We start from the raw sequence: 21,417 nt of genomic DNA, 5'->3' as shown, positions 1-21,417 counted from the left end.
CAACGGCGTTTTTATAATTAAATAGCGGATAAATTTTTCCTTACTCAGATTTGAGCTAATACCACTGTGTTGTAAGGGCAAATAAACCTTGTCTCACCCAAAACTGCTATCAAAACAGTGGATTAATCAATCATGAGCTAATCAGCCATTGCCCGGCCAAACGAGTGCCATGCCTTCACATTCTGGACGAACGTTTTTAAAACCGAATTTTTCATATAATTCAGGGACGTCCGCAACAAGGGTAATATAGGCCCCCGCTGACACATTCTTTTCAAACCAAAAAATTAAATTTTGTATGATCTTTCGACCAAGCCCCTGTCCTTGATACTCCGGATCAACAGCAACATCGACAATCTCAAAGTTCAGGGCGCCATCTCCAATAATGCGCCCCATTCCGATAATTACGCCTGCATGCTCAATATGAACACCGTAACAGCTTCTAGGAAGCGCTTTTTTCGCGGCATCTATAGAACGGGCTGTTAATCCTGCTTTGATACGTAAACGGCAGAAATCTTCCGCGGGTGGTACTGTGTTAATGAAAACATATTGCAGATGCATTTACTTTCTCCGACCTAAACTAGATAACCTTGTGATATTTAGCGATATTTATTGCTCGATAAAAATATTATCCCGCTACTACTATGCTTATCATCTAAATACAGCAGCTGTGTGGTTCGCGGAGACACATAAAAATAGGTATACAGGCTTAACAATGCTAGCCCTTCTACTTTTTTATTGTGTTGGTTATTCGCTAAGTCTCTTTTGGCGTTAAACCAAAATGTTTATACGCATGCGCTGTCGCCATTCGTCCTCTTGGCGTTCGCTGAATAAAACCTTGTTGAATTAAATAAGGTTCTAAAACATCTTCGATTGTTTCACGTTCTTCCCCAATTGCTGCCGCTAAGTTATCCACACCAACAGGGCCACCCATAAATTTATCGATAATCGCCACGAGTAGCTTACGGTCTAAGTAATCAAAGCCTGCTGCATCGACATTTAACATATCCAAAGCTTGGTTTGCGATTAGCTCATCAATAGTGCCATCACCTTTAACTTGTGCGAAATCACGTACACGGCGTAACAAGCGATTTGTAATACGAGGCGTACCACGAGAGCGCATGGCAACTTGCATGGCACCTTCTTCGGTGATATCAAGCCCCATATATTGGGCGCTACGTTTGACAATATGCTGTAAGTCAGCAACCTGATAGAATTCAAGGCGTTGTACGATACCAAACCGATCACGTAACGGGGAAGTTAGTGACCCAGCCCGCGTTGTTGCACCAATTAACGTAAATGGCGGTAGATCAATTTTAATGGAACGCGCCGCTGGCCCTTCACCAATCATGATATCCAATTGGTAGTCTTCCATTGCAGGATAAAGAATTTCTTCAACGACAGGTGAGAGACGGTGAATTTCATCAATAAAGAGCACATCATGTGGCTCTAAGTTGGTTAGCATCGCTGCTAAATCACCAGCTTTTTCCAATACAGGCCCTGAGGTTGTCCGTAAATTTACGCCTAGTTCGTTAGCAACAATCCCTGCGAGGGTTGTTTTACCCAGCCCAGGGGGGCCAAAAATCAACAGATGGTCGAGAGCATCACCCCGCATTTTGGCTGCTTGGATAAAAATCTCCATTTGATCTTTAACCTGTGGCTGCCCAATATACTCACTGAGTAATTTTGGTCTAATCGCACGATCAATGGCTTCTTCATCCGACTGTAAAACTTCAGCAGTAATTAGGCGATCTGCTTCAATCATCTCAATGGCCTCTTAATCAGAGTGCTGCACGTAAGGCATCACGGATTAATGTTTCAGAATCACTGCCTGGCTTCGCGACTTTGCTTATCATGCGACTCGCTTCTTGTGGCTTATAGCCCAATGCAATTAATGCCGCCGCTGCTTCTGCTTCGATATCAGCAGTACTTGGTACCTTACTATTCACATCAGGTAAGTTGATCTCACTGGTTTGATTGAATAAATCGCCATTCAACCCTTTGAAACGGTCTTTCATTTCAACAACTAAACGTTCGGCTGTTTTTTTACCAATCCCTGGTAACTTAACCAATGATGTAATCGCTTCTTGTTCAATTGCAGAAACAAATTGTTGTGCTGACATACCAGACAAAATTGCCAATGCAAGCTTAGGCCCAACACCGTTAACTTTGATTAATTCTTTGAACAGTGCTCTTTCTTGCTTATCGTTAAAACCATATAGTAATTGGGCGTCCTCACGAACAACAAAATGTGTGAAAACTATCGCTTCTTGACCGATATCAGGTAATTCATAGAAACACGTCATTGGCATATGAACTTCATAACCTACCCCTTGAAGTTCTAATAAAACTATTGGTGGTTGCTTTTCTAATACGATACCACGTAAACGACCAATCACATTGAATTCCTCTATTATGGCCTAAGACGAAATCTGTTTAGCCAAAGTTATTAATAGTGCTGTTTATACCACAAAAAATGCTGGATGCATATCCAGTTGCAAGCTATTTGTTTTGATACTTTCAGCTTTCAGACAAACTTCTACCTTAACCGCCCACGCGTTAACACTAAACGAGGGTCACCCACTTTCAATAAGTTCTGATTAAAATGGCAATGTGTAATCGCAATCGCCAACGCATCCGCAGCATCGGATTGTGGGTTAGCGGACAGCTTGAGTATTGATTTAACCATATGTTGTACTTGGCTTTTTTCAGCAGCACCTGTCCCAACAACCGTTTGTTTAACTTGGCGAGCCGCATATTCAAACACTGGAATACTCAAATTTGCCGCTGCAACTATCGCGACGCCACGTGCTTGGCCTAATTTGAGCGCTGAATCTGGGTTTTTTGCCATGAAGACTTGTTCGATTGAAAGAACGTCGGGCTGGTATTGTGTGATAATTTCCGAGACCCCCGCATAAATACGTTGCAGACGACTTGGTAAATCATCAACCTGAGTGCGAATACAGCCACTGCCTAGATACAGTAATTGCCGACCTTGTTGGCGAATAACGCCGTAGCCAGTAACACGAGAACCAGGGTCAATTCCTAATATAATTGCCATAAAGAATCGATTTGTACCTCTTATTATTAAATGCTATTTATTCATCATTCTACTTAGTAGCATAATACTATCTATTTCAATTAAATAGCCATTTGATTCTTAATGTTATCCATGGAAATAAAAAGTATAGAAGAAAAAAAGAAAAGAAGAATAAAGGCGTTAGAGAAAACAGGCTGAGTCAGCCCGCTTTCTCTACGCGGAGGGACTAGATTACAGATGTAAAATAGTACGTCACTGATTACAGTGTCGCTGCAACTTCATCAGAAATATCACCATTATGGTAAACTTCTTGAACGTCGTCAGAGTCCTCTAACATGTCGATAAGGCGCATTAGTTTTGGCGCCGTTTCAGCATCAAGTTCTGCTGTGATCGATGGGATCATTGAAACTTCAGCCGCTTCGCTCGTAAAACCTGCTGCATCTAATGCATCTTTAACCGTACCAAATGTTTCAAAGGTTGTGTAAACATCGATTGCACCGTCGTCGTAGGTCTCAACATCATCCGCACCCGCTTCAAGTGCCGCTTCCATCAATGCGTCTTCATCCACACCTGGTGCATAAGTAATAACACCACGTTTGGTAAATAAATAAGAGACTGAACCATCTGTTCCCAAGTTACCACCTGTTTTAGTGAATGCGTGGCGCACTTCAGATACGGTACGGTTACGGTTGTCACTTAAGCACTCAACCATAACTGCAGTACCGCCAGGGCCATAACCTTCATAAATGATGGTTTCCATATTATCACTTTCATCATTACCCACACCGCGTGCAATTGCACGGTTTAAGGTGTCACGAGTCATGTTATTTGATAATGCTTTATCTACTGCGGCGCGTAAACGTGGGTTAGTGCCAGTATCGCCACCACCTAAACGTGCAGCAGTGACAAGTTCACGAATAATTTTTGTGAAAATCTTACCGCGCTTAGAATCTTGGGCTGCTTTACGGTGTTTGGTATTGGCCCATTTACTATGACCTGCCATGAAATATCTCCAAAAACGTCAATACAATAATTAATTAGCAAATTCTAAAATAGCCTGACTGTTACTCCATGATTTAGTGAGTTTCGCCGCTTCATTTGGGCTTAACCAACGAAATTCTGTATGTTCAGTCAGTAATGGCATGTGTTCTTCATCTAGCACCATTTTAAACCAGTGCTCTTTGCAATGTGTTACATTCGGTGCATAACGATGCCTGAAATGCGGAAAAATTTCAAAGATGATGCTATGAGACAAGTCTTGCAAGTCGTTTTGTTTAACGTCAAAACCTGTCTCTTCCTTGATTTCACGACACGCAGTTTCATACGGTTTTTCGTTAGGTTCCAGACTTCCAGTCACGGACTGCCAGAAGTCTGGATCATCTTTACGCCGTAGCATTAGCACCCGACCGCTTGTTTCAGCCACGATGATGACTAATACCGATTCAGGGCGCTTAAATGCGGTCATTCGCCGTCTTACTCTTCGTCTTTCGCCACAACAGCAATCGCTAACTCAGTTAACGAGTCTGGGTTTGCATGGCTTGGTGCATTCGTCATTAAGCAAGCTGCTGCTGTTGTTTTAGGGAATGCAATAACATCACGAATGTTATCCGTTCCTGTTAACAGCATGACTAAACGGTCAAGACCAAATGCCAGACCTGCGTGTGGTGGTGTGCCGTATTTCAGCGCGTCTAATAAGAAGCCGAATTTCTCACGCTGATCTTCTTCATTAATACCTAAAATGCTAAACACGGTTTGCTGCATTTCATTACGGTGAATACGTACTGAACCGCCACCCACTTCATAACCGTTAATCACCATGTCGTAAGCATTGGCAACCGCATCTTCTGGTTTGCTTGCTAACTCTTCTGGTGAGAAATCTTTCGGCGATGTGAATGGATGGTGCATCGCGGTTAAGCCACCTTCCCCATCTTCTTCAAACATTGGAAAATCGATGACCCACAGTGGCTGCCAGCTATTTAGATCTGTCAGTTCAAAATCACGCCCCACTTTCAGACGCAGTGCACCCATTGAATCTGTGACCACATTTTTCGCACCTGCACCAAACAGAATGATATCGCCATCCGCTGCACCAGTACGGTCTAAAAGTTGGTTAATCACCTCTTCATTGAGGAATTTTGCGACTGGACTTTGAATGCCTTCTATACCGTTAGCACGTTCGTTGACTTTCATCCAAGCCAACCCTTTCGCACCATAAATACCCACAAATTGGCCATATTCGTCAATTTGTTTACGAGTCATTGCTGCGCCGCCAGGCACTTTCAATGCCGCGACACGGCCTTTCGGATCATTCGCAGGACCAGAGAATACGGCAAACTCAACATTTTTAACGATATCAGCTACATCCACCAGCTCCATTGGGTTACGAAGGTCTGGTTTATCTGAACCATAACGACGCATTGCTTCTGCAAACGTCATGATTGGGAAATCGCCTAAATCAACATTTTTCACGTCTAACCAGAGATTGCGGATCATACGCTCCATGATTTCGCGTACTTGCTCTGCAGTCATAAATGAGGTTTCAACATCGATTTGGGTAAATTCAGGTTGACGGTCTGCTCGTAAATCTTCATCACGAAAACATTTTACGATTTGATAATAGCGGTCAAAACCAGACATCATCAGTAACTGTTTAAACAGTTGTGGAGATTGTGGCAGCGCGTAAAATTTACCTTTATGAACACGACTTGGAACTAAATAGTCACGAGCGCCTTCAGGCGTTGCTTTAGTTAACATTGGCGTTTCAACATCAACGAAGCCTTCTGAGTCCATGAAATTACGGACAAAACTGGTGATTTTCGCACGTGTACGTAAGCGCTCAGACATTTCAGGACGGCGTAAATCTAAGTAGCGGTATTTTAAGCGGCGCTCTTCAGTATTTGTTTGGTTGCTATCGAGTGGCAACGGTTCTGATTTATTGAATACATGAAGCTCTTGCGCAAAAATTTCAATTTCCCCAGTCGCCATATCTTTATTTTTCTGGCTATCTGGACGCGCGCGTACTGTCCCTGTGATTTGGATACAGAACTCATTACGCAGCTCTGACGCTTTTTCAAATATGTCTTTGCGATCTGGATCGAAGAAAACTTGAACGATGCCTTCACGGTCACGCATATCGATAAAAATCAAACCACCTAAGTCGCGACGGCGGTTTACCCATCCACAAAGAGTGACCTGTTGGCCTTCGTGAGCAATGCTTAACTGCCCACAATAATTAGTACGCATACAATATCCTTTTACTCAGCTGTTGTGCTTTTGCTTGCTGCGGGATTTTGGCATTTTGCTGAACCCTATTTGCGAAACACGGGCTGAAAATTCAGAATGTCAAAAAGGCAGACATTATACAGGAAATTCTGTTAGACAAATAGTTGCGAATACCGCTTATCGCCTAAACCATTTTGTTTTTAATCATATTTTCATCATTTCTCTGGTTGTTCATCAACTTCATTGTGATTACCATCCCTAGCTAGACAGGGTTAAATGAGGAATATGGTTAAGTTGATTTTAAGGGACTAAAGACGCCATGTATATATTACGGCAAAGGTTTATTTCTAATATCACTTATTGCTGCACAAAAAGTATACGAAGCTTACAGAGTAAGACCTTCATCCCCCTTTTTATAACGTAATAACTCAGACATTCTGGAAATTAGGTTGATTTAGGAATTGTTACCTTTTTCAGTTTGCTATAATCCAATTAACTCAGTAATCAACCTAATTAATCATCCGCTGCTTAAGGATTACACATGAAAAAACTGTTAATTGCTTCATCGATGCTGATGCTACTTGTTGGATGCCAAACTGTGAAAACTGCAGATATTGATAACAATAAAACGTTTTACATCGATTCCACACTCGCTGACTGCGTGGGTGTTGCTCCAATGAAGTGTATGAAAGTCAAAGAAAACCCAAATGATGACTGGCAGTTATTCTATAGTTCTATTCAAGGTTTTGAATATCAACCAGGCTTCTCTTACGTCTTACAAGTTAAACAATTTGATGTACCAAACCCACCAGCTGATGCACCAAGCATCCGCTATGAACTTGTAAAAATCGTTGAAAAGAAATAAATTTTAATCCTTGATAGTCATTAAGTGGGCCGACTTCCCGCTTAATGACTTTATTTTATCTCAATCAAATTGATTAAAATAACCATCGAAAATAACAAGAGTGGCGAAATTATGAGTGATAAAATTATTGATAAACTAGGGTTAATTGCTTTATCTGAAAATAAAGTTGCCATGGTACGCTCACACAATAAAAGCTTATTTTACATCCCAGGCGGGAAACGCGAGCAAGGTGAAAGTGATGAGCAAGCTTTATGTCGTGAAATTGAAGAAGAACTGACGTTAAACTTATTACCTGACTCTATTAGCTTTTATGGTGAATTTATAGGGCTTGCTGATGGTAAAGACAGTGGCACACAAGTGCGTATTCGCTGCTATTTTGCAGATTACCAAGGAGCACCACAACCTGCTGCTGAAATTGCTGAGCTAGCGTGGTTTACCAGTGAAGATTTGCCTCAATGTTCAACGACAGCCGCCGCGGTTCTATCCCAACTAAAACAAGATGGCTTAGTCAAATAACGCTACGTGATTACCCAAAAAAGTTGTTAATTCATTTGTCGAACGGCATTTTAGGATTTACAATTTAGAAAATATCGTTAATACCCATTACTATAACTTATATTTTTAGGTGTTTTCATAATTTGATTCGTTTTATGGTGGAGTAAAAAATGGTCAGCTCTTTGTACGCTGTACTGGGTGCCTTACTGCTGCTTAGATTATCTTTAAATGTTGTGAAGCTACGTAACCAGTACCGTATAGCCTATGGTGACGGTGGTTTTTATGAACTGCAAACCGCAATTCGTGTTCATGGCAATGCTATTGAATACATACCTATCTCCCTTATTTTATTACTTTTAATGGAGATGAACGGTGCACAAGTTTGGATGATCCACATTTGTGGTTTAATTTTAATTGCAGGTCGGTTACTCCATTCTTATGGCTTAAAAAACCATGATTACTCTTATCGCCGCTCAGGTATGGTTGCAACTTATCTTTCGATGGCATTAATGGTTATCGCCAATACTTATTATCTGCCATGGCTACAAATCGTCTCATTTAACCTTTAACGGTCTTCTACGGCACGACTTAATGTGCCGCCTCATTATTTCATTCTCAATGGATTGATTTTCACTGTGCTACCTTTCTGATACAATCCCCCACTACTTTTGTTTGATTATTAATACAGAACTTATGTCAAGTCAGGATCCAAACCACAAAGACAGCCTTTTTTCCGCGCCGATTGCTAACCTTGGTGATTGGCAATTTGATGAAAAAGTCGCCGAAGTATTCCCCGATATGATCCAGCGCTCTGTGCCTGGCTATTCCAATATTATTACCATGATTGGTATGCTTGCGGGCCGTTTTGTGAAACCAAACAGCCGCGTATATGATTTAGGCTGTTCATTAGGTGCAGCAACGCTTTCTATTCGACGCAATATTACGGTTGAGAACAGTAAAATTATTGCTATCGATAACTCCCCTGCGATGGTAGAACGGTGCCGCCGCCATATTGATGCCTACCGTGCAAAGACCCCCGTTGAGGTGATTGAAGGTGATATTCGTGATGTGAATATTGAAAATGCGTCAATGGTTGTGCTCAATTTTACTTTGCAATTCCTCAAGCCTGATGACCGACTTTTATTACTCGAAAAAATTTATCGTGGGTTACAGCCGGGTGGCATTTTGGTTCTCTCTGAAAAGTTTAATTTTGAAGACAACGAAATCGGTGAGTTACTGTTCAATATGCACCATGATTTCAAACGGGCAAATGGCTATAGCGAATTAGAAATTAGCCAAAAACGCAGCATGTTAGAAAACGTGATGTTGACTGACTCCGTTGAAACACACAAAGCTCGCCTAAAACACGTTGGGTTTAGCCACTGCGAAGTTTGGTTCCAATGTTTTAATTTTGGCTCATTGTTAGCGCTTAAAGAGGCTTAAAGATGATTGATTTCGGTCGTTTTTACCAACAAATTGCCGTTGGCCCATTAAGTCATTGGTTAGAAACATTACCTGCGCAGTTAACGGAGTGGAAAAAACAAGGTTTACACGGTGGTTTTTCCTCATGGGAAAAAATGCTTGATAATTTGCCTGTTATGCATCCAACCCAATTAGACTTAATTAACAGTGTGACGGCAACTCGCGATCCAGCGTTGACCTCTGGCGAAACACGTCGTTTAAATAATATTCTTGAGCAATTAATGCCATGGCGTAAAGGCCCGTTCTCCCTTTATGGTGTTAATATTGATACTGAATGGCGTTCAGATTGGAAATGGGATCGTGTTTTACCGCATATTTCATCACTAAAAGATAGGTATGTATTAGATGTAGGTTGTGGCAGTGGTTATCATATGTGGCGGATGTTAGGGCAAGAAGCCAAATTTGTTGTTGGCATTGACCCCACAGAACTTTTCTTATGCCAATTTGAAGCGGTAAGAAAATTATTGGGTGATAACCAACAAGTGCATTTATTACCTCTCGGTATTGAGCAACTTCCTGAGCTAAAAGCCTTCGATACGGTGTTCTCCATGGGAGTTTTATATCATCGCCGCTCTCCACTTGACCACTTATGGCAATTGAAAAACCAATTAGTGAGTGAAGGTGAATTAGTGCTCGAAAGTTTAGTGGTTGAAGGTGATGAATTTCAATGCCTCATCCCAGGTGATCGCTATGCACAAATGCGTAACGTCTATTTTATCCCTTCCGCTAAAATGCTTAAGGTGTGGTTAGAAAAATGCGGTTTCGTCGATGTGCGTATTGTTGACCAAGCCGTAACTTCATTAGAAGAACAGCGCCGCACACCGTGGATGAAAACAGATTCTCTCGCAGAATTTTTAGACCCGAATGACCAAACCAAGACGGTTGAGGGCTATCCAGCTCCACTGCGGGCAATTCTAGTTGCACGCAAGCCTTAAACGAGTCATGTGCCTATCGGTATCACCCCATAGGCACATTTCATCAGCCCATTATTACATCGTTATTTGCCATAAGTTATAAAATGCAACTCGTCCAGATAACTCGGCGAGTATCACCGCTAACACGCAAATACTGAGCACAAAAGCAGAGTTTCTGCCGCGATAGAGCAGCGCAGGGAAAACAAACAGCATGATTGCTATCACTACTAATTGAAACGCCCAAAAGCCGGCTTGTTCAGCACTTATTACAGGCCCTGTTTCACCTAGGAATGAGATATATGCCGCTCTTGTGGCAAAAATGATAATCGCACCAAGCAGAAATGCCATTGAACCAAGCCGTTGCGCCCCCATTAAAATCGCCAGTGCCCCACCGCCAACAAACAGTGTCATCCACATTTGCAGTGTTGTGAAAACCGTAAACCAGTTGGCAACAGTTTCAATATTATAGACTTGCGGTATTGACCACACGAATGCCAATCCAAAAATGATCGCGCCCACATTACAGACTTCTCGTAACATGGCATTTTTGACAAACAACGTAAAAAAGACAATCCCCGCACCAAATGCGACAAAAATACCGCTCAGTAAGGCTTCATTACTCATTGGCGAGCGCCCTACACCTAACAGCATATTGAAAAAACGCAATGGTTGCCCCACATGCAAGCTGCCGATAACTAAAGCGATAAGTATCAATATAAAAGCCAGGATGTTCGATTGTCGTAATTGTTCGCTACTCGACCAACCGATTCGCTTGCTTAGATAAGCAAACAGATAAAGCCCAGCGGCGGACTGACCCAAAACAGTAAAAAAAACTAGAGGAAGTTCGTGCATGTTAGACCTCCGCAGGGTTCTGTAATATCCCGCTTTTATCACCCGATGGTTTAGCATCTTTATGCGGTTTAATCACGATATTGGGATTTGTTAAACTTGGGTCTGGCATTGGGGCAATCCCACTAATTTCTCCATGGCGCTCACGTAACACGTTAATATCATCAAAATCTAACGCACGCTGAGGACATGATTCGACACACACTGGTTTCATACCTTTTTCTACTCGCTCATAGCAGCCATCACATTTGCTCATCAGCTTTTTCTTTTCATCATATTGCGGAGCGCCATAAGGGCAGCGCAACTCACAATACCGACAACCGACGCAAATAGTCTGATCAACCACCACGAGGCCATCTTGTTCTCGTTTATGCATCGCTCCTGTTGGGCAACCCTCGACACATGTTGGGTTTGAACAGTGATTACAGGAAATTGACAAGTAATAGCTGTACACATTTTGCTGCCAAATACCGTCTTGTTGCTGCCAACTTCCCCCACCGAACTCATAAACACGGCGGAACTTAGGGCCAAGGTCTAAATCCTTTTCATCTTTACAGCTGACCTGACAGGTTTTACACCCCGTGCATTTGGTCGAATCAAAATAAAAACCATACTGTTTCATTTGTCGCTCCTTATGCACGTTTCACATCAACGAGATTGGTATGTTGAGGATTACCTTTTACTAGTGCAGACGGCTGCTGAGTCGTTAGCGTATTAATACAACCACCAATATCAACGCCTTCGCTATCAAGCTCACGCCATGCCCCTTGAGGAACCGCAATCACGCCTGGTAATACCCGCGCTGTTACTTTCGCCTTGATTTTTATGCGCCCTCTATCATTGAAAATCTCAGTGATATTGCCATCCTGAATACCTCGATCGGATGCATCGATTGGATTTATCCAATATTGATGTGGTACCGCCTCACGCAATACCGCGACATTAAAATAGGATGAATGCGCATGGCCTTTATCATGGAAGCCCGTCATTTGTAGTGGGTATTTTTCCCTTGCCTTTGTATTTTCAACCCCTTCTGTATTCACGCAATATTCAGGCACTGCGGGAATACGTTGGTCATCAGGGTAGTCCCATTCTTGGGCTATTTTTGCTAAGCGTGCTGAGTAAATTTCAATTTTACCTGATGGCGTTGGCAGCGGGTTTTCGGTTGGTGAGTCCCGATAAGACTTCAGTGCAATGTAGTCTGCACTGTTTGCGAGTTTTCTATCAACAATCCCCATGTCATTGGTTTCTTCGAAAGTGGGTAACTGTGGATTTTTTTCACGCATTTGGTTGTAACAATGCTCTATCCACTGCTCATGAGTTCGCCCCTCAGTAAATTGGTCTTTAATGCCCAATTTGTCAGCAATATCAGTTAAAACATCGTAAGATTGTCGGCATTCCCACAACGGTGTTATCGCATTTTGCAAGCGTATTGCATAGTGATAAGCTCCACTTGCATAGGAATTATTGATTAAGTCATTCGATTCAACGCTGCTCACATCAGGTAAAATTAAATCCGCGTAGTTGGTGGATGGCGTCATGTGGATATCCCACACAAGAATAAACTCACAGAGTGATTCATCCGCCAAAATCTTATGGGTTTTATTTAAATCTGAGTGTTGATTTCCCGTCACATTACTGGCGTAATGCCAAAGAAATTTTACGTTGGTTTCAAGCTTGTCCTTTCCTAATAGCGTGGCATTTTCCGCTGTCATTTCAGTACCGCGGACAATGGCATCAGTCCACATAAAACACGGAATTTTAGTTTTTACAGGGTTAGGTATCGCAAATCCAGGAACGGGATAAGCTACGTTACCGCCCCATCCCCCTGCATTGGTCCCTGCTCGACCAATATTGCCCGTCACAATAGGCAACATCATCACCGCCCGTGCAGCTTGTTCCCCTGATGCGGTTCTTTGTAAGCCCCAACCTTGCGAAATCCACGCAGCCTTAGCATTACCCAATTCACGAGCCAATTGAATGATCCGCGTTGGAGCTACCCCCGTTATTTTACTAGCCCATTCTGGTGTTTTTTCAACACCATCTTCACCGAACCCTAAAATGTAATCTTTATAAGAGGCATTTTTGGGAGCCGAGTCTGGTAATGTTTGGTTATCCCACCCAACACAATATTGTGCGAGAAACGCTTCGTCTGTTAATTCTTCTTTAATTAAGGTATGAATGATAGCAGCAACGAGCGCACCATCCGTTCCAGGGTAAATAGGTATCCACTCTGCGCCTAATGTTGTCACGCTATCCGTACGGCGCGGGTCGATAATAATCACTTTTGCTTTGCTTTTCTCTAACGCTTGCAAGGTTTCATAGAATTGCCCACCACCTGACATGCGTGTTTCTGCAATGTTGTGCCCAAACATAACGACGAGATCGCTGTTGGCAATTTCTGATAAAAGGGAATCATCCAACTTGCCATATACATAAGGGATCACGCCGTTTATCTGTGCTGTTGAATATGTTCCGTGTTGGTCAAGAAAGCCACCAAGCTGATTCAATAAACGTTTACAGGCATTACGCCCTTGTAAATTAGCCCCTGTCGAACCTGAGCCATATTGGTAATAAATCGCTTCATTACCGTACTTATTGATTGTCTCTTTTAATTTTTCAGCAACAATGGTTGTCGCTTCATCCCAACTAATACGTTTAAATTTTCCTTCTCCCCGTTTACCAACACGGATCATTGGATATTTTATTCTGTCTGGGTTATAGGTTTTCCAACGTACAGAGCGCCCTCTTAAACAAGGGCGTATCTGGTGTAAACCAAATTGACTGTCATCGTACATTGTTTCATTAGAAATACGGGTAATAACATCATCTTTGACATGAACTTTTAGTGGACAGCGGCTTCCACAGTTCACTAAACAAGCGCTATATTTGATTTTTTCATTAATTTCATCTGGCTGGGTTTTAGCTATTGGCGCGGCTTGAGCCGTAAAGGGTAATGAGATAGAACCTGCAACGGCAGTTGCTGTTGCGGCTGAGGCAGAGACTTGAATAAATCGCCTCCTGCTTAACGCTTTCTTTCCTAAGTGATTAATCATTACATTGCTACCTTCTAATTATTATTAAATAAACTAAAAAATATATTTTTATAATAATTAGATAGTAGGCATGTATTTTGTAAGGTTAATTGATATGCATCAACCAAGATGAGTTTGTGAATATGTTCGCTACTTAAACCCAATATTCCATGGTTTTTGTTAAATTCTAACGCATAATCAACTATTGAAAGTCAGAACATCAAAAAAGAATATTTATAGAAATTATAGATTTACTACTCTAATGTTTACTTGACTGCTTTGGCTATTCCCTACAGTACCGAGTCAAAATAAGAAGAAACCCATCATAGGTTTCTCCTTTAAATTTTGAGCACTTTTAAATTAGTACTTTTTCTGTAATAGAAATAAAGTCCTTCATCGCTTCTACGGTAGGCCCATCAACGCAATAATGTGTGAACTCATCCGTTTCACTATTAGATGCCATCGTCACGCCCACTTTACGGTAATTCATGGTTGATGGTACCGTTTTACCCGCAGAGCTGTGTACTTCTGTTAAACCAATTTCCATAAACTTACTTAAATTAGCTAAACGAACCCCGGCACCCGCCATAATTTTCGGGCCATTGATTTCTTGGCTTTTTTCGTGCAATTCTTTCAGTAGCGGCAATCCCAACTCTGCACTCTGCTGCTGGCCCGAAGTTAAAATTCGTGCCACACCTAATTCATTTAATTGCTCTAAAGCAAGCAGTGGATTGATGCACATATCAAATGCGCGATGGAAAGTGATATTCATCCCCTTGGCGATTTCCATCAACCCATGCATACGGTTAATATCAATACGCCCTTCACTATCAAGAATGCCGATGACAGCCCCTGGAAACCCCATTTCCTTTATCATGATTAAATCTTCACGAATAACGTCAAACTCACTAACGTTATAGCAAAAATCACCACCACGAGGACGAATAATGGGATGAACTGGAATATGAAGTTTCTCTCTTGCTAATTTCAGATAGCCATAGCTTGGTGTTAGACCGCCATCTGCGGCACCAGAGCATAATTCGATACGGTCAGCACCGTATTCTTGCGCTACTTGAGCACATTCAATTCCGAAACAGCAAATTTCCAGTTTCGCCATGATTACCTCCAAATGTGGTAATAAAGCCCATGCTTTAAATTCCCCTAATACAAATAGATAGGGGTAGAATAATAATCGTTAATGCCGTTTTGAATCATGCCATTTATTAAAAAATGTTATCGGATGGATATCACACCCCGAAAAAAACACTGGCACTATTGATCAATAACGTTAATTGCATCACTTATTTTTCACTTTCAATTATCTTTTTTAGCGTAAACGGATGGTATTTGATGGTTATTTCACCATTTGACACTGCCAATGTCGGATTAGGCAAACGTTCTTGCTGCCCTTTAGGCTGACTTACTTTCACATTAAATCCGATTGGAAGGGGGTTCGGCAGTAACGCTCGTGCCGTTTTTTCCAATTCTGCGGGAGGCACACTAATCACCATTTCAATATGTTCCCAGCTTTCTTGTGGGTATTTTTTATCTTTTGGAAACGGTAGCTCAACGATAAATACACTCTGCCCAGCAATTTGTAGTGGTTGGCTAAGTTCATACAAACGAATTGGCCTGCCATTGATGATATTATCGGAAATAATCTGCCCGCATTGCAATAAACCGTCATGCCAGCGCTGTGCTGTTTCAAGGTAGTGACAGCGTACTGAAATATGATCTATACCGTAAGCCGTTAATGACACATCAAGTTGTTTCGCCATTGATTGCAACTGATTGGCAAATTTAGGTAAGTCTTCCCATAAATCCTTTAATTGTGGAACTTCACGAAATGGCAGCACAACAAAAACCTCTTTTTATCTACTTATCATCTAAACAATGGCGCTGACTGTAGCATGACTCCCCCAAAATATGGTATAAATCCTGCCGATTTTTCTCTTCCACCTTTTAGTTCTTCGCATGTGATGGCACAATGTGGTAACTATGTTCGTAATTTAAGGTAATTCAGTGAATATTCAGGCGATTCTTTCAGACAAAATTAGTACTGCAATGCTTGCAGCGGGCGCTCCAGCAGACAGTGATGCACTCGTGCGTCAATCCGCTAAAGCCCAATTTGGTGATTATCAAGCCAACGGCGTCATGGGCGCGGCTAAAAAACTGGGGATGCCACCACGACAACTCGCTGAACAGATCCTCAATCATTTAGATTTAGATGGTATTGCCAGCAAAGTGGAAATTGCTGGACCAGGCTTTATTAATATCTTCCTTGAACCTTCTTGGGTTGAAAAACACGTTGAGGAAGCATTAGCCTCCCAACGTTTAGGCCTTGCCCCTGTAAAAGCCGAAACTATCGTTATCGACTATTCTGCACCTAACGTGGCAAAACAGATGCACGTTGGTCACTTGCGCTCAACCATTATTGGTGACGCCGCTGCACGTACACAAGAATTTATTGGTCATCGAGTGATCCGCGCTAACCACGTTGGCGACTGGGGAACTCAGTTCGGTATGCTCATTGCTTATCTTGAAAAAGTACAAAATGAAAATGCCAATGATATGGCATTAGCTGATCTGGAAGAGTTTTATCGCGAAGCCAAAAAACACTATGACGAAGACGAAGAATTTGCGGTACGTGCTCGTGGTTATGTCGTAAAACTGCAATCAGGTGATGAATACTGCCGCGAAATGTGGCGTAAACTTGTTGATATCACCATGAAACAGAATCAAGAAACCTATAAACGCCTAAATGTCACTTTAACTGAAGACGATGTAATGGGTGAAAGCTTATATAACAGCATGTTACCAGGCATTGTTGCTGATTTAAAAGCCAAAGGTTTAGCCGTTGAAAGTGAAGGCGCAACCGTCGTTTTCCTTGATGAATTTAAAAATAAAGAAGGCGAACCGATGGGCGTGATCGTCCAGAAAAAAGACGGCGGCTTCTTATACACCACCACTGACATCGCTTGTGCCAAATACCGTTACGAAACGCTCCATGCTGATCGCTCACTGTATTATATCGATTCACGTCAGCACCAACATTTGATGCAAGCTTGGACTATCGTCCGTAAAGCAGGTTATATCCCTGAAACAATGGCACTTGAGCACCACATGTTTGGGATGATGCTGGGTAAAGACGGGAAGCCATTTAAAACCCGTACAGGTGGCACTGTGCGTTTATCTGACTTATTAGATGAAGCTGTTGAACGTGCACAAGTGCTGATCCGCGAGAAAAACCCAGACATGCCTGAAGAAGAGCTACTGAATGTAGCAAATGTCGTTGGTATTGGCGCAGTGAAATATGCAGACCTATCGAAAAACAGAACAACGGACTACATTTTCGATTGGGATAACATGTTAGCTTTTGAAGGGAATACCGCACCGTATATGCAATATGCGTATACCCGTGTTGCCTCTATCTTCAAAAAAGCCAACTTAACTCAAGCCGACCTCACATTACCTATTTCATTACAAGACCCACGTGAAATCGCACTGGCGACACGTTTATTGCAATTTGAAGAAACAATCTTAACCGTTGCGCGTGATGGAACGCCACATGTGATGTGTGCTTACCTGTATGAACTTGCAGGCCTATTCTCTTCTTTCTACGAACACTGCCCAATTTTATCGACCGAAGATGAAGCCGTGCGCCAAAGCCGTTTAAAACTAGCGGCGTTAACGCAAAAAACCTTAAAAACAGGTTTAGATACATTAGGTATCGAAACAGTCGAAAGAATGTAATCGCCTTCGCGTTATTTAATTAACAGCTCACCTCGGTGGGCTGTTTTTCTTTACGCCGCGCAAGCAATTTTTGTGCTAAAACTTGCACCTCTACAACGTTTTCATTTGCGCAATTTTGTAAGACTAAATTCCACTTACACAGTGTTTTCGCGTTATCACAAAGTTCAGGGGCATGTCCTAAACGGTTATTATCTTTCAGCCACTCTGCAACGCTAGCCCAATTCCATAAGGGAGAATTACCACTCAAACGTTGCACTGGCGCAGGAAAATTTCCTTTTCCCCTCGCCCCATCTTTTAATAATGCAACAGCCTGACGTGTTAACCCCGTTAACTCTGCGATATCACTTAAACCAACCAGCATGCTATCCACTGACTCCACTTGCATTGGAACACTTGCACTCTCAATATCAGTAATCGCCGTTTCAATGGCCAAATCCAGAGAGCTCGCTTCCCTATCAAACTCTAAATAGACTGATTTACCATAGTAACAAACCAAGGCATCATCACAACCGGCTGCAAATAAAGCATCTTCTAAACCGACTGTATCAGCCGTTACCCCTGAAAGTGTTAACGTGAATGTGTATTGCGCCATCACCGCTCCTTAATCTATTTTTTCAATTGATAAGCGGCCTAAGCCGCTGCCATTATTTTGAAAGTTCAATGCAATGATTAACTTTTCGGATGATTTGCTTGGCATGATTTTCTATCACTCTTGGTGTTGACCAAACACTCATCATATGTGTTTTGTGCTCATCCACAGTGTTACCACAACGTAATTTACAAAATGTATGTGATGAACTCCCTGCACTTACCCAAACCTACCGTTTGCAACCGCATATTCAATGGCTGCTTGAATATGCTTGTTCGGATGTTTTTTCATCGCCCTCCGACAAATATAATATAACCAAAAACGTTGACGCTGGTCAACACTCTAATTTGTGCTAATTTTTAGCATCCCCTGCGCTTTACTGAACAAAAATATGCGCTCTTTAAATATATCGTAAAACCAAAGAAAAATATTATTTTTATTAATGAAAACAATTACTTGAAATATCATAAAATGATTATGAAATCATTGATTTAGTCATTAAAAGAAAAGAAATGAAAATGGGTGCAAAATACGATTGGATTGAAAACTACAGAATTTAGAGACAAAAAAGCCCAAATTAATGGGCTTCAGTTAAACAATATGGTATTCAATAGGTTATGCTATACTGCGTTTCATAAAATCACGCGGGCGGAAACCTAATATATATAAAGCAACAAAGTAGCTCCCAGCCCCGACAATCACCACGCCAATTAAGCGCAACATGCGCATGAGCATATTCCCTTCTTGCCAAGATGGCATAAAGTGCAGCAGGCCAAATAACACCGCGCCCATTACAACTAACGCAATCAGTAGCTTAAATAAGAAACCTTTCCAACCTTCAAGTGGTTGGAAAATATCTTGTTTACGTAATTGCCAATACAGAACGCCTGCATTAAAACACGCCGCTAAGCCGATAGACAATGCCAAACCAGCATGTTGTAAAGGCCCTATAAAGGCTAAGTTCATTAATTGCGTCAGAATTAATGTCACGATGGCAATTTTAACTGGAGTACGAATATCTTGGCGTGAATAGAAACCGGGCGCTAAAATTTTCACTAAAATCATGCCTGTTAGCCCTACACAATAGGCTATCAATGCATATTGGGTCATTAACGAATCATGTGCGGTAAAGTTACCATATTGGAATAATGAAACCGTCAGCGCTTCAGATAAGATAGCTAAGCCAAGAGCACATGGCAATGCTAATAGCAGGCAAAGACGCAGTCCCCAGTCCATTAATTGTCGATATTCATTCTGGTTTCCACTCGTAAAGCTCTTTGCGAGAGATGGCAGCAAGATCGTTCCCAAGGCCACACCAAGCACACCAGAGGGTAACTCCATCAATCTATCCGCATAGTACATCCACGAAACAGACCCTGATTGTAGGAATGAGGCGAATATAGTGTTAATAATTAATGAGATTTGCGCGACTGACACACCGATAATCGCAGGCCCCATCATTTTCATTACACGCCAAACACCGCTATCGCGCAATGACAGGCGCGGCAACACTAACATACTAATTTTCTTTAAATGGGGAAGCTGGTAGACCAATTGTAGCACCCCACCCACTAATACCGCCCATGCCAATGACATGATCGGCGGGTCAAAGTAAGGTGCGGCAAACGCAGCAAAAATGATCATACTCACATTGAGTAATGTGGGTGCAAAGGCAGGTACAGAGAAGCGGTTCCACGTATTGAGAATTGCCCCAGCAAGGGAAGCGAGCGAGATCAGGAAAATATAGGGAAATGTGACTCGCAGCAGGTCGGTTGTTAACGCAAACTTATCCGCATCATCAGTAAAGCCAGGGGCTGTCACATAGATAATCCAGGGTGCCGCAATCATGCCCAATACAGTGACTATCGCTAAAGCAAGGGTGAGCATCCCCGCAATATAAGCGACAAATGTACGTGTAGCTTCTTCACCTTGTTGGTTTTTATATTCCGCTAATATGGGGACAAATGCTTGAGAAAACGCCCCTTCTGCAAAAATTCGACGTAACAGATTTGGCAATTTAAACGCGACAAAAAAAGCATCGGCAGCGGCGCCTGCACCGAATACCCGAGCAATGATGGCATCGCGAATAAAACCAAGGACCCGAGACATCATGGTCATTGAGCTTACTGCCGCCAGCGATTTTAATAAATTCATGATTGATAGACTAAAAGTAAACAATCGTATCAGTTTAACAGCGCGGGCTGCCACTGACTACGATTGAAAAGTAAATTAAGAGTTTACGCTTTATTCGCTGCCCAAGAATTATCCGTTAATGCAGTTAATACATGGTCGCGCCACTCACCATTGATTTGTAAGTATTGCCTTGCGTAGCCTTCACGCTCAAAACCAAGCTTGGCCAATAGATTACCACTACGCATATTATGAGGCATATAGTTTGCCATAATGCGGTGCATTTTCTGATGTTGTTGCATATAGCGAGTTACTTGGGTTAACGCTTCAAACATTAAGCCTTGCCCTTGCCATTTTTCACCCAGAGAATACCCTAAATAGCACGCATGGAATGAACCACGCAGGACATTACTAAAATTGGCCACACCCATCACCTCGTTTTCTTCTTTATCTAATAGTAGGAAATGATAAGCGCTACCTTCGCGATGCATTTCATTCATCACTTGCAAACGATTTTGCCAGCCAGCGGGTTGATAGTGAGAGTTATCTCGAGTTGGTTCCCAAGGGATAAGAAAGTCTTTATTCAAGCTGTAATAATCAGCTAGGCGATAATTATCTCGCTCATAAGTCAAACGAATAATCATTCTATCAGTGATCAGGCGTACCTTCGGTACATTTGAGCGATAACCAAACATCGTTAACCCTTTATTAATTTAAAATAGCTAGATTCCCTAGCCGTGCATATTCATTCGTTTGCTAAATAGCAAAGTGTAGCATTCTCTATTATTGATGAGCATCTAAAATCAGCTAGTCAAATAGATAAATTATCTTGCTCTCAATTTTCAATTCTTTAATAGCCTATTTCTATTCGTCAATAGCCTAAATAGGTTGCATTGCAGCTAGGCGGCAAACGCAGCTATCCCTATGAGCATACAAAAGTATGTGATTAGGGGAGCTAAGTGTAGCCAACAACGCTGCGGTGCAAAATATGACGGCTATTGCATCGATAAAAATAAATCATCGATCCTCGATACCACCCTCGATAA

Annotated in this window: 21 protein-coding genes and 1 pseudogene; 6 read left to right on the top strand and 16 right to left on the bottom strand. The window is 42.0% G+C overall.

The features are described from left to right. Positions 1-141: 141 nt before the first annotated feature. The 7 genes from KDJ85_RS02550 to aspS form a co-directional block, all read right to left on the bottom strand. Entirely contained in the window at positions 142-558 is a 417-nt protein-coding gene (locus KDJ85_RS02550) for a GNAT family N-acetyltransferase (protein ID WP_225818339.1), read from the bottom strand. 193 nt (positions 559-751) lie between these two features. Continuing rightward, positions 752-1,762, bottom strand: a complete 1,011-nt coding sequence (gene ruvB / locus KDJ85_RS02545) for a Holliday junction branch migration DNA helicase RuvB (protein WP_225818338.1) — start codon at positions 1,760-1,762, stop codon at positions 752-754. 16 nt (positions 1,763-1,778) lie between these two features. After that, positions 1,779-2,396, bottom strand: coding sequence for a Holliday junction branch migration protein RuvA (gene ruvA, locus KDJ85_RS02540; RefSeq protein WP_225818337.1), 618 nt, complete (start codon positions 2,394-2,396; stop codon positions 1,779-1,781). A 140-nt stretch (positions 2,397-2,536) separates the two neighbouring features. Further along, positions 2,537-3,058: a crossover junction endodeoxyribonuclease RuvC gene (gene ruvC / locus KDJ85_RS02535; RefSeq protein WP_206084169.1), complete on the bottom strand. Its 522-nt coding sequence runs from the start codon at positions 3,056-3,058 to the stop codon at positions 2,537-2,539. Positions 3,059-3,296: 238 nt separating this feature from the next. Next, positions 3,297-4,040, bottom strand: coding sequence for a YebC/PmpR family DNA-binding transcriptional regulator (locus KDJ85_RS02530; protein ID WP_206084168.1), 744 nt, complete (start codon positions 4,038-4,040; stop codon positions 3,297-3,299). Positions 4,041-4,070: 30 nt separating this feature from the next. Then, the gene (gene nudB / locus KDJ85_RS02525) at positions 4,071-4,502 is read right to left on the bottom strand and encodes a dihydroneopterin triphosphate diphosphatase (protein WP_225818336.1); all 432 of its coding nucleotides are present in this window, start codon (positions 4,500-4,502) and stop codon (positions 4,071-4,073) included. A gap of 8 nt (positions 4,503-4,510) precedes the next feature. After that, entirely contained in the window at positions 4,511-6,280 is a 1,770-nt protein-coding gene (aspS, locus tag KDJ85_RS02520; protein WP_225818335.1) for an aspartate--tRNA ligase, read from the bottom strand. Between the two features lie 520 nt (positions 6,281-6,800). Between aspS and KDJ85_RS02515 the strand changes: the two genes are divergently transcribed. The 5 genes from KDJ85_RS02515 (at position 6,801) to cmoB (ending at position 10,036) form a co-directional block, all read left to right on the top strand. Beyond that, positions 6,801-7,124 (top strand): DUF4377 domain-containing protein, encoded by a 324-nt coding sequence (locus KDJ85_RS02515; protein ID WP_206084165.1) that lies wholly within the window; start codon positions 6,801-6,803, stop codon positions 7,122-7,124. A gap of 111 nt (positions 7,125-7,235) precedes the next feature. Then, the gene (locus KDJ85_RS02510) at positions 7,236-7,640 is read left to right on the top strand and encodes an NUDIX hydrolase (protein ID WP_225818334.1); all 405 of its coding nucleotides are present in this window, start codon (positions 7,236-7,238) and stop codon (positions 7,638-7,640) included. A gap of 149 nt (positions 7,641-7,789) precedes the next feature. After that, a complete protein-coding gene (locus tag KDJ85_RS02505) occupies positions 7,790-8,188 on the top strand; it encodes an MAPEG family protein (RefSeq protein ID WP_206084163.1) in 399 nt (132 codons plus the stop codon). A gap of 124 nt (positions 8,189-8,312) precedes the next feature. Further along, positions 8,313-9,062 (top strand): carboxy-S-adenosyl-L-methionine synthase CmoA, encoded by a 750-nt coding sequence (gene cmoA / locus KDJ85_RS02500; RefSeq protein WP_225818333.1) that lies wholly within the window; start codon positions 8,313-8,315, stop codon positions 9,060-9,062. 2 nt (positions 9,063-9,064) lie between these two features. Then, positions 9,065-10,036 (top strand): tRNA 5-methoxyuridine(34)/uridine 5-oxyacetic acid(34) synthase CmoB, encoded by a 972-nt coding sequence (cmoB, locus tag KDJ85_RS02495; RefSeq protein ID WP_225818332.1) that lies wholly within the window; start codon positions 9,065-9,067, stop codon positions 10,034-10,036. Positions 10,037-10,090: 54 nt separating this feature from the next. Here the strand turns inward: cmoB and KDJ85_RS02490 are convergent, their stop codons facing one another. From KDJ85_RS02490 to KDJ85_RS02470, 5 genes are all read right to left on the bottom strand, one after another. Next, on the bottom strand, positions 10,091-10,867 hold the full coding sequence (locus KDJ85_RS02490) for a dimethyl sulfoxide reductase anchor subunit family protein (protein WP_225818331.1): 777 nt from the start codon (positions 10,865-10,867) through the stop codon (positions 10,091-10,093). Position 10,868: 1 nt separating this feature from the next. Next, positions 10,869-11,486, bottom strand: a complete 618-nt coding sequence (locus tag KDJ85_RS02485) for a DMSO/selenate family reductase complex B subunit (protein WP_225818330.1) — start codon at positions 11,484-11,486, stop codon at positions 10,869-10,871. A gap of 10 nt (positions 11,487-11,496) precedes the next feature. Further along, positions 11,497-13,920 (bottom strand): DMSO/selenate family reductase complex A subunit, encoded by a 2,424-nt coding sequence (locus KDJ85_RS02480; RefSeq protein ID WP_225818329.1) that lies wholly within the window; start codon positions 13,918-13,920, stop codon positions 11,497-11,499. Positions 13,921-14,254: 334 nt separating this feature from the next. Continuing rightward, the gene (gene cutC / locus KDJ85_RS02475) at positions 14,255-15,016 is read right to left on the bottom strand and encodes a copper homeostasis protein CutC (RefSeq protein ID WP_225818328.1); all 762 of its coding nucleotides are present in this window, start codon (positions 15,014-15,016) and stop codon (positions 14,255-14,257) included. Between the two features lie 184 nt (positions 15,017-15,200). Continuing rightward, complete coding sequence (locus KDJ85_RS02470) at positions 15,201-15,755, bottom strand: VOC family protein (RefSeq protein WP_225818327.1); 555 nt, start codon at positions 15,753-15,755, stop codon at positions 15,201-15,203. Positions 15,756-15,921: 166 nt separating this feature from the next. On the opposite strand from KDJ85_RS02470, the gene argS reads away from it, so the two are divergent. After that, positions 15,922-17,652, top strand: coding sequence for an arginine--tRNA ligase (gene argS, locus KDJ85_RS02465; protein WP_225818326.1), 1,731 nt, complete (start codon positions 15,922-15,924; stop codon positions 17,650-17,652). 19 nt (positions 17,653-17,671) lie between these two features. On the opposite strand, the gene KDJ85_RS02460 is transcribed toward argS, so the two are convergent. The 4 genes and pseudogenes from KDJ85_RS02460 to rimJ all read right to left on the bottom strand — a co-directional run bounded on the left by KDJ85_RS02460 (position 17,672) and on the right by rimJ (position 21,066). Further along, a complete protein-coding gene (locus tag KDJ85_RS02460) occupies positions 17,672-18,244 on the bottom strand; it encodes a DNA-binding protein (protein ID WP_225818325.1) in 573 nt (190 codons plus the stop codon). Positions 18,245-18,296: 52 nt separating this feature from the next. Then, a pseudogene (locus tag KDJ85_RS02455) lies at positions 18,297-18,532 on the bottom strand (hypothetical protein). Positions 18,533-18,856: 324 nt separating this feature from the next. Then, positions 18,857-20,395 (bottom strand): murein biosynthesis integral membrane protein MurJ, encoded by a 1,539-nt coding sequence (murJ, locus tag KDJ85_RS02450; protein ID WP_225818324.1) that lies wholly within the window; start codon positions 20,393-20,395, stop codon positions 18,857-18,859. An 83-nt stretch (positions 20,396-20,478) separates the two neighbouring features. After that, entirely contained in the window at positions 20,479-21,066 is a 588-nt protein-coding gene (gene rimJ / locus KDJ85_RS02445; protein WP_225818323.1) for a ribosomal protein S5-alanine N-acetyltransferase, read from the bottom strand. Positions 21,067-21,417 lie beyond the last annotated feature (351 nt).

This window comes from Providencia vermicola (genome assembly GCF_020381325.1).
GTDB lineage: Bacteria > Pseudomonadota > Gammaproteobacteria > Enterobacterales > Enterobacteriaceae > Providencia > Providencia vermicola.
The sequence above is the reverse complement of the archived record's forward strand: the minus strand, read 5'-3'. Positions and strand labels throughout refer to the sequence as shown.

Bases quoted from the DNA above. Each gene is read 5' to 3' on its own strand.
- KDJ85_RS02550 (WP_225818339.1), bottom strand. From the start codon at position 558: ATGCATCTGCAATATGTTTTCATTAACACAGTACCACCCGCGGAAGAT.
- ruvB (WP_225818338.1), bottom strand. From the start codon at position 1,762: ATGATTGAAGCAGATCGCCTAATTACTGCTGAAGTTTTACAGTCGGAT.
- ruvC (WP_206084169.1), bottom strand. From the start codon at position 3,058: ATGGCAATTATATTAGGAATTGACCCTGGTTCTCGTGTTACTGGCTAC.
- KDJ85_RS02530 (WP_206084168.1), bottom strand. From the start codon at position 4,040: ATGGCAGGTCATAGTAAATGGGCCAATACCAAACACCGTAAAGCAGCC.
- nudB (WP_225818336.1), bottom strand. From the start codon at position 4,502: ATGACCGCATTTAAGCGCCCTGAATCGGTATTAGTCATCATCGTGGCT.
- aspS (WP_225818335.1), bottom strand. From the start codon at position 6,280: ATGCGTACTAATTATTGTGGGCAGTTAAGCATTGCTCACGAAGGCCAA.
- KDJ85_RS02515 (WP_206084165.1), top strand. From the start codon at position 6,801: ATGAAAAAACTGTTAATTGCTTCATCGATGCTGATGCTACTTGTTGGA.
- KDJ85_RS02510 (WP_225818334.1), top strand. From the start codon at position 7,236: ATGAGTGATAAAATTATTGATAAACTAGGGTTAATTGCTTTATCTGAA.
- KDJ85_RS02505 (WP_206084163.1), top strand. From the start codon at position 7,790: ATGGTCAGCTCTTTGTACGCTGTACTGGGTGCCTTACTGCTGCTTAGA.
- cmoA (WP_225818333.1), top strand. From the start codon at position 8,313: ATGTCAAGTCAGGATCCAAACCACAAAGACAGCCTTTTTTCCGCGCCG.
- cmoB (WP_225818332.1), top strand. From the start codon at position 9,065: ATGATTGATTTCGGTCGTTTTTACCAACAAATTGCCGTTGGCCCATTA.
- KDJ85_RS02490 (WP_225818331.1), bottom strand. From the start codon at position 10,867: ATGCACGAACTTCCTCTAGTTTTTTTTACTGTTTTGGGTCAGTCCGCC.
- KDJ85_RS02485 (WP_225818330.1), bottom strand. From the start codon at position 11,486: ATGAAACAGTATGGTTTTTATTTTGATTCGACCAAATGCACGGGGTGT.
- KDJ85_RS02480 (WP_225818329.1), bottom strand. From the start codon at position 13,920: ATGATTAATCACTTAGGAAAGAAAGCGTTAAGCAGGAGGCGATTTATT.
- cutC (WP_225818328.1), bottom strand. From the start codon at position 15,016: ATGGCGAAACTGGAAATTTGCTGTTTCGGAATTGAATGTGCTCAAGTA.
- KDJ85_RS02460 (WP_225818325.1), bottom strand. From the start codon at position 18,244: ATGGCGCAATACACATTCACGTTAACACTTTCAGGGGTAACGGCTGAT.
- murJ (WP_225818324.1), bottom strand. From the start codon at position 20,395: ATGAATTTATTAAAATCGCTGGCGGCAGTAAGCTCAATGACCATGATG.
- rimJ (WP_225818323.1), bottom strand. From the start codon at position 21,066: ATGTTTGGTTATCGCTCAAATGTACCGAAGGTACGCCTGATCACTGAT.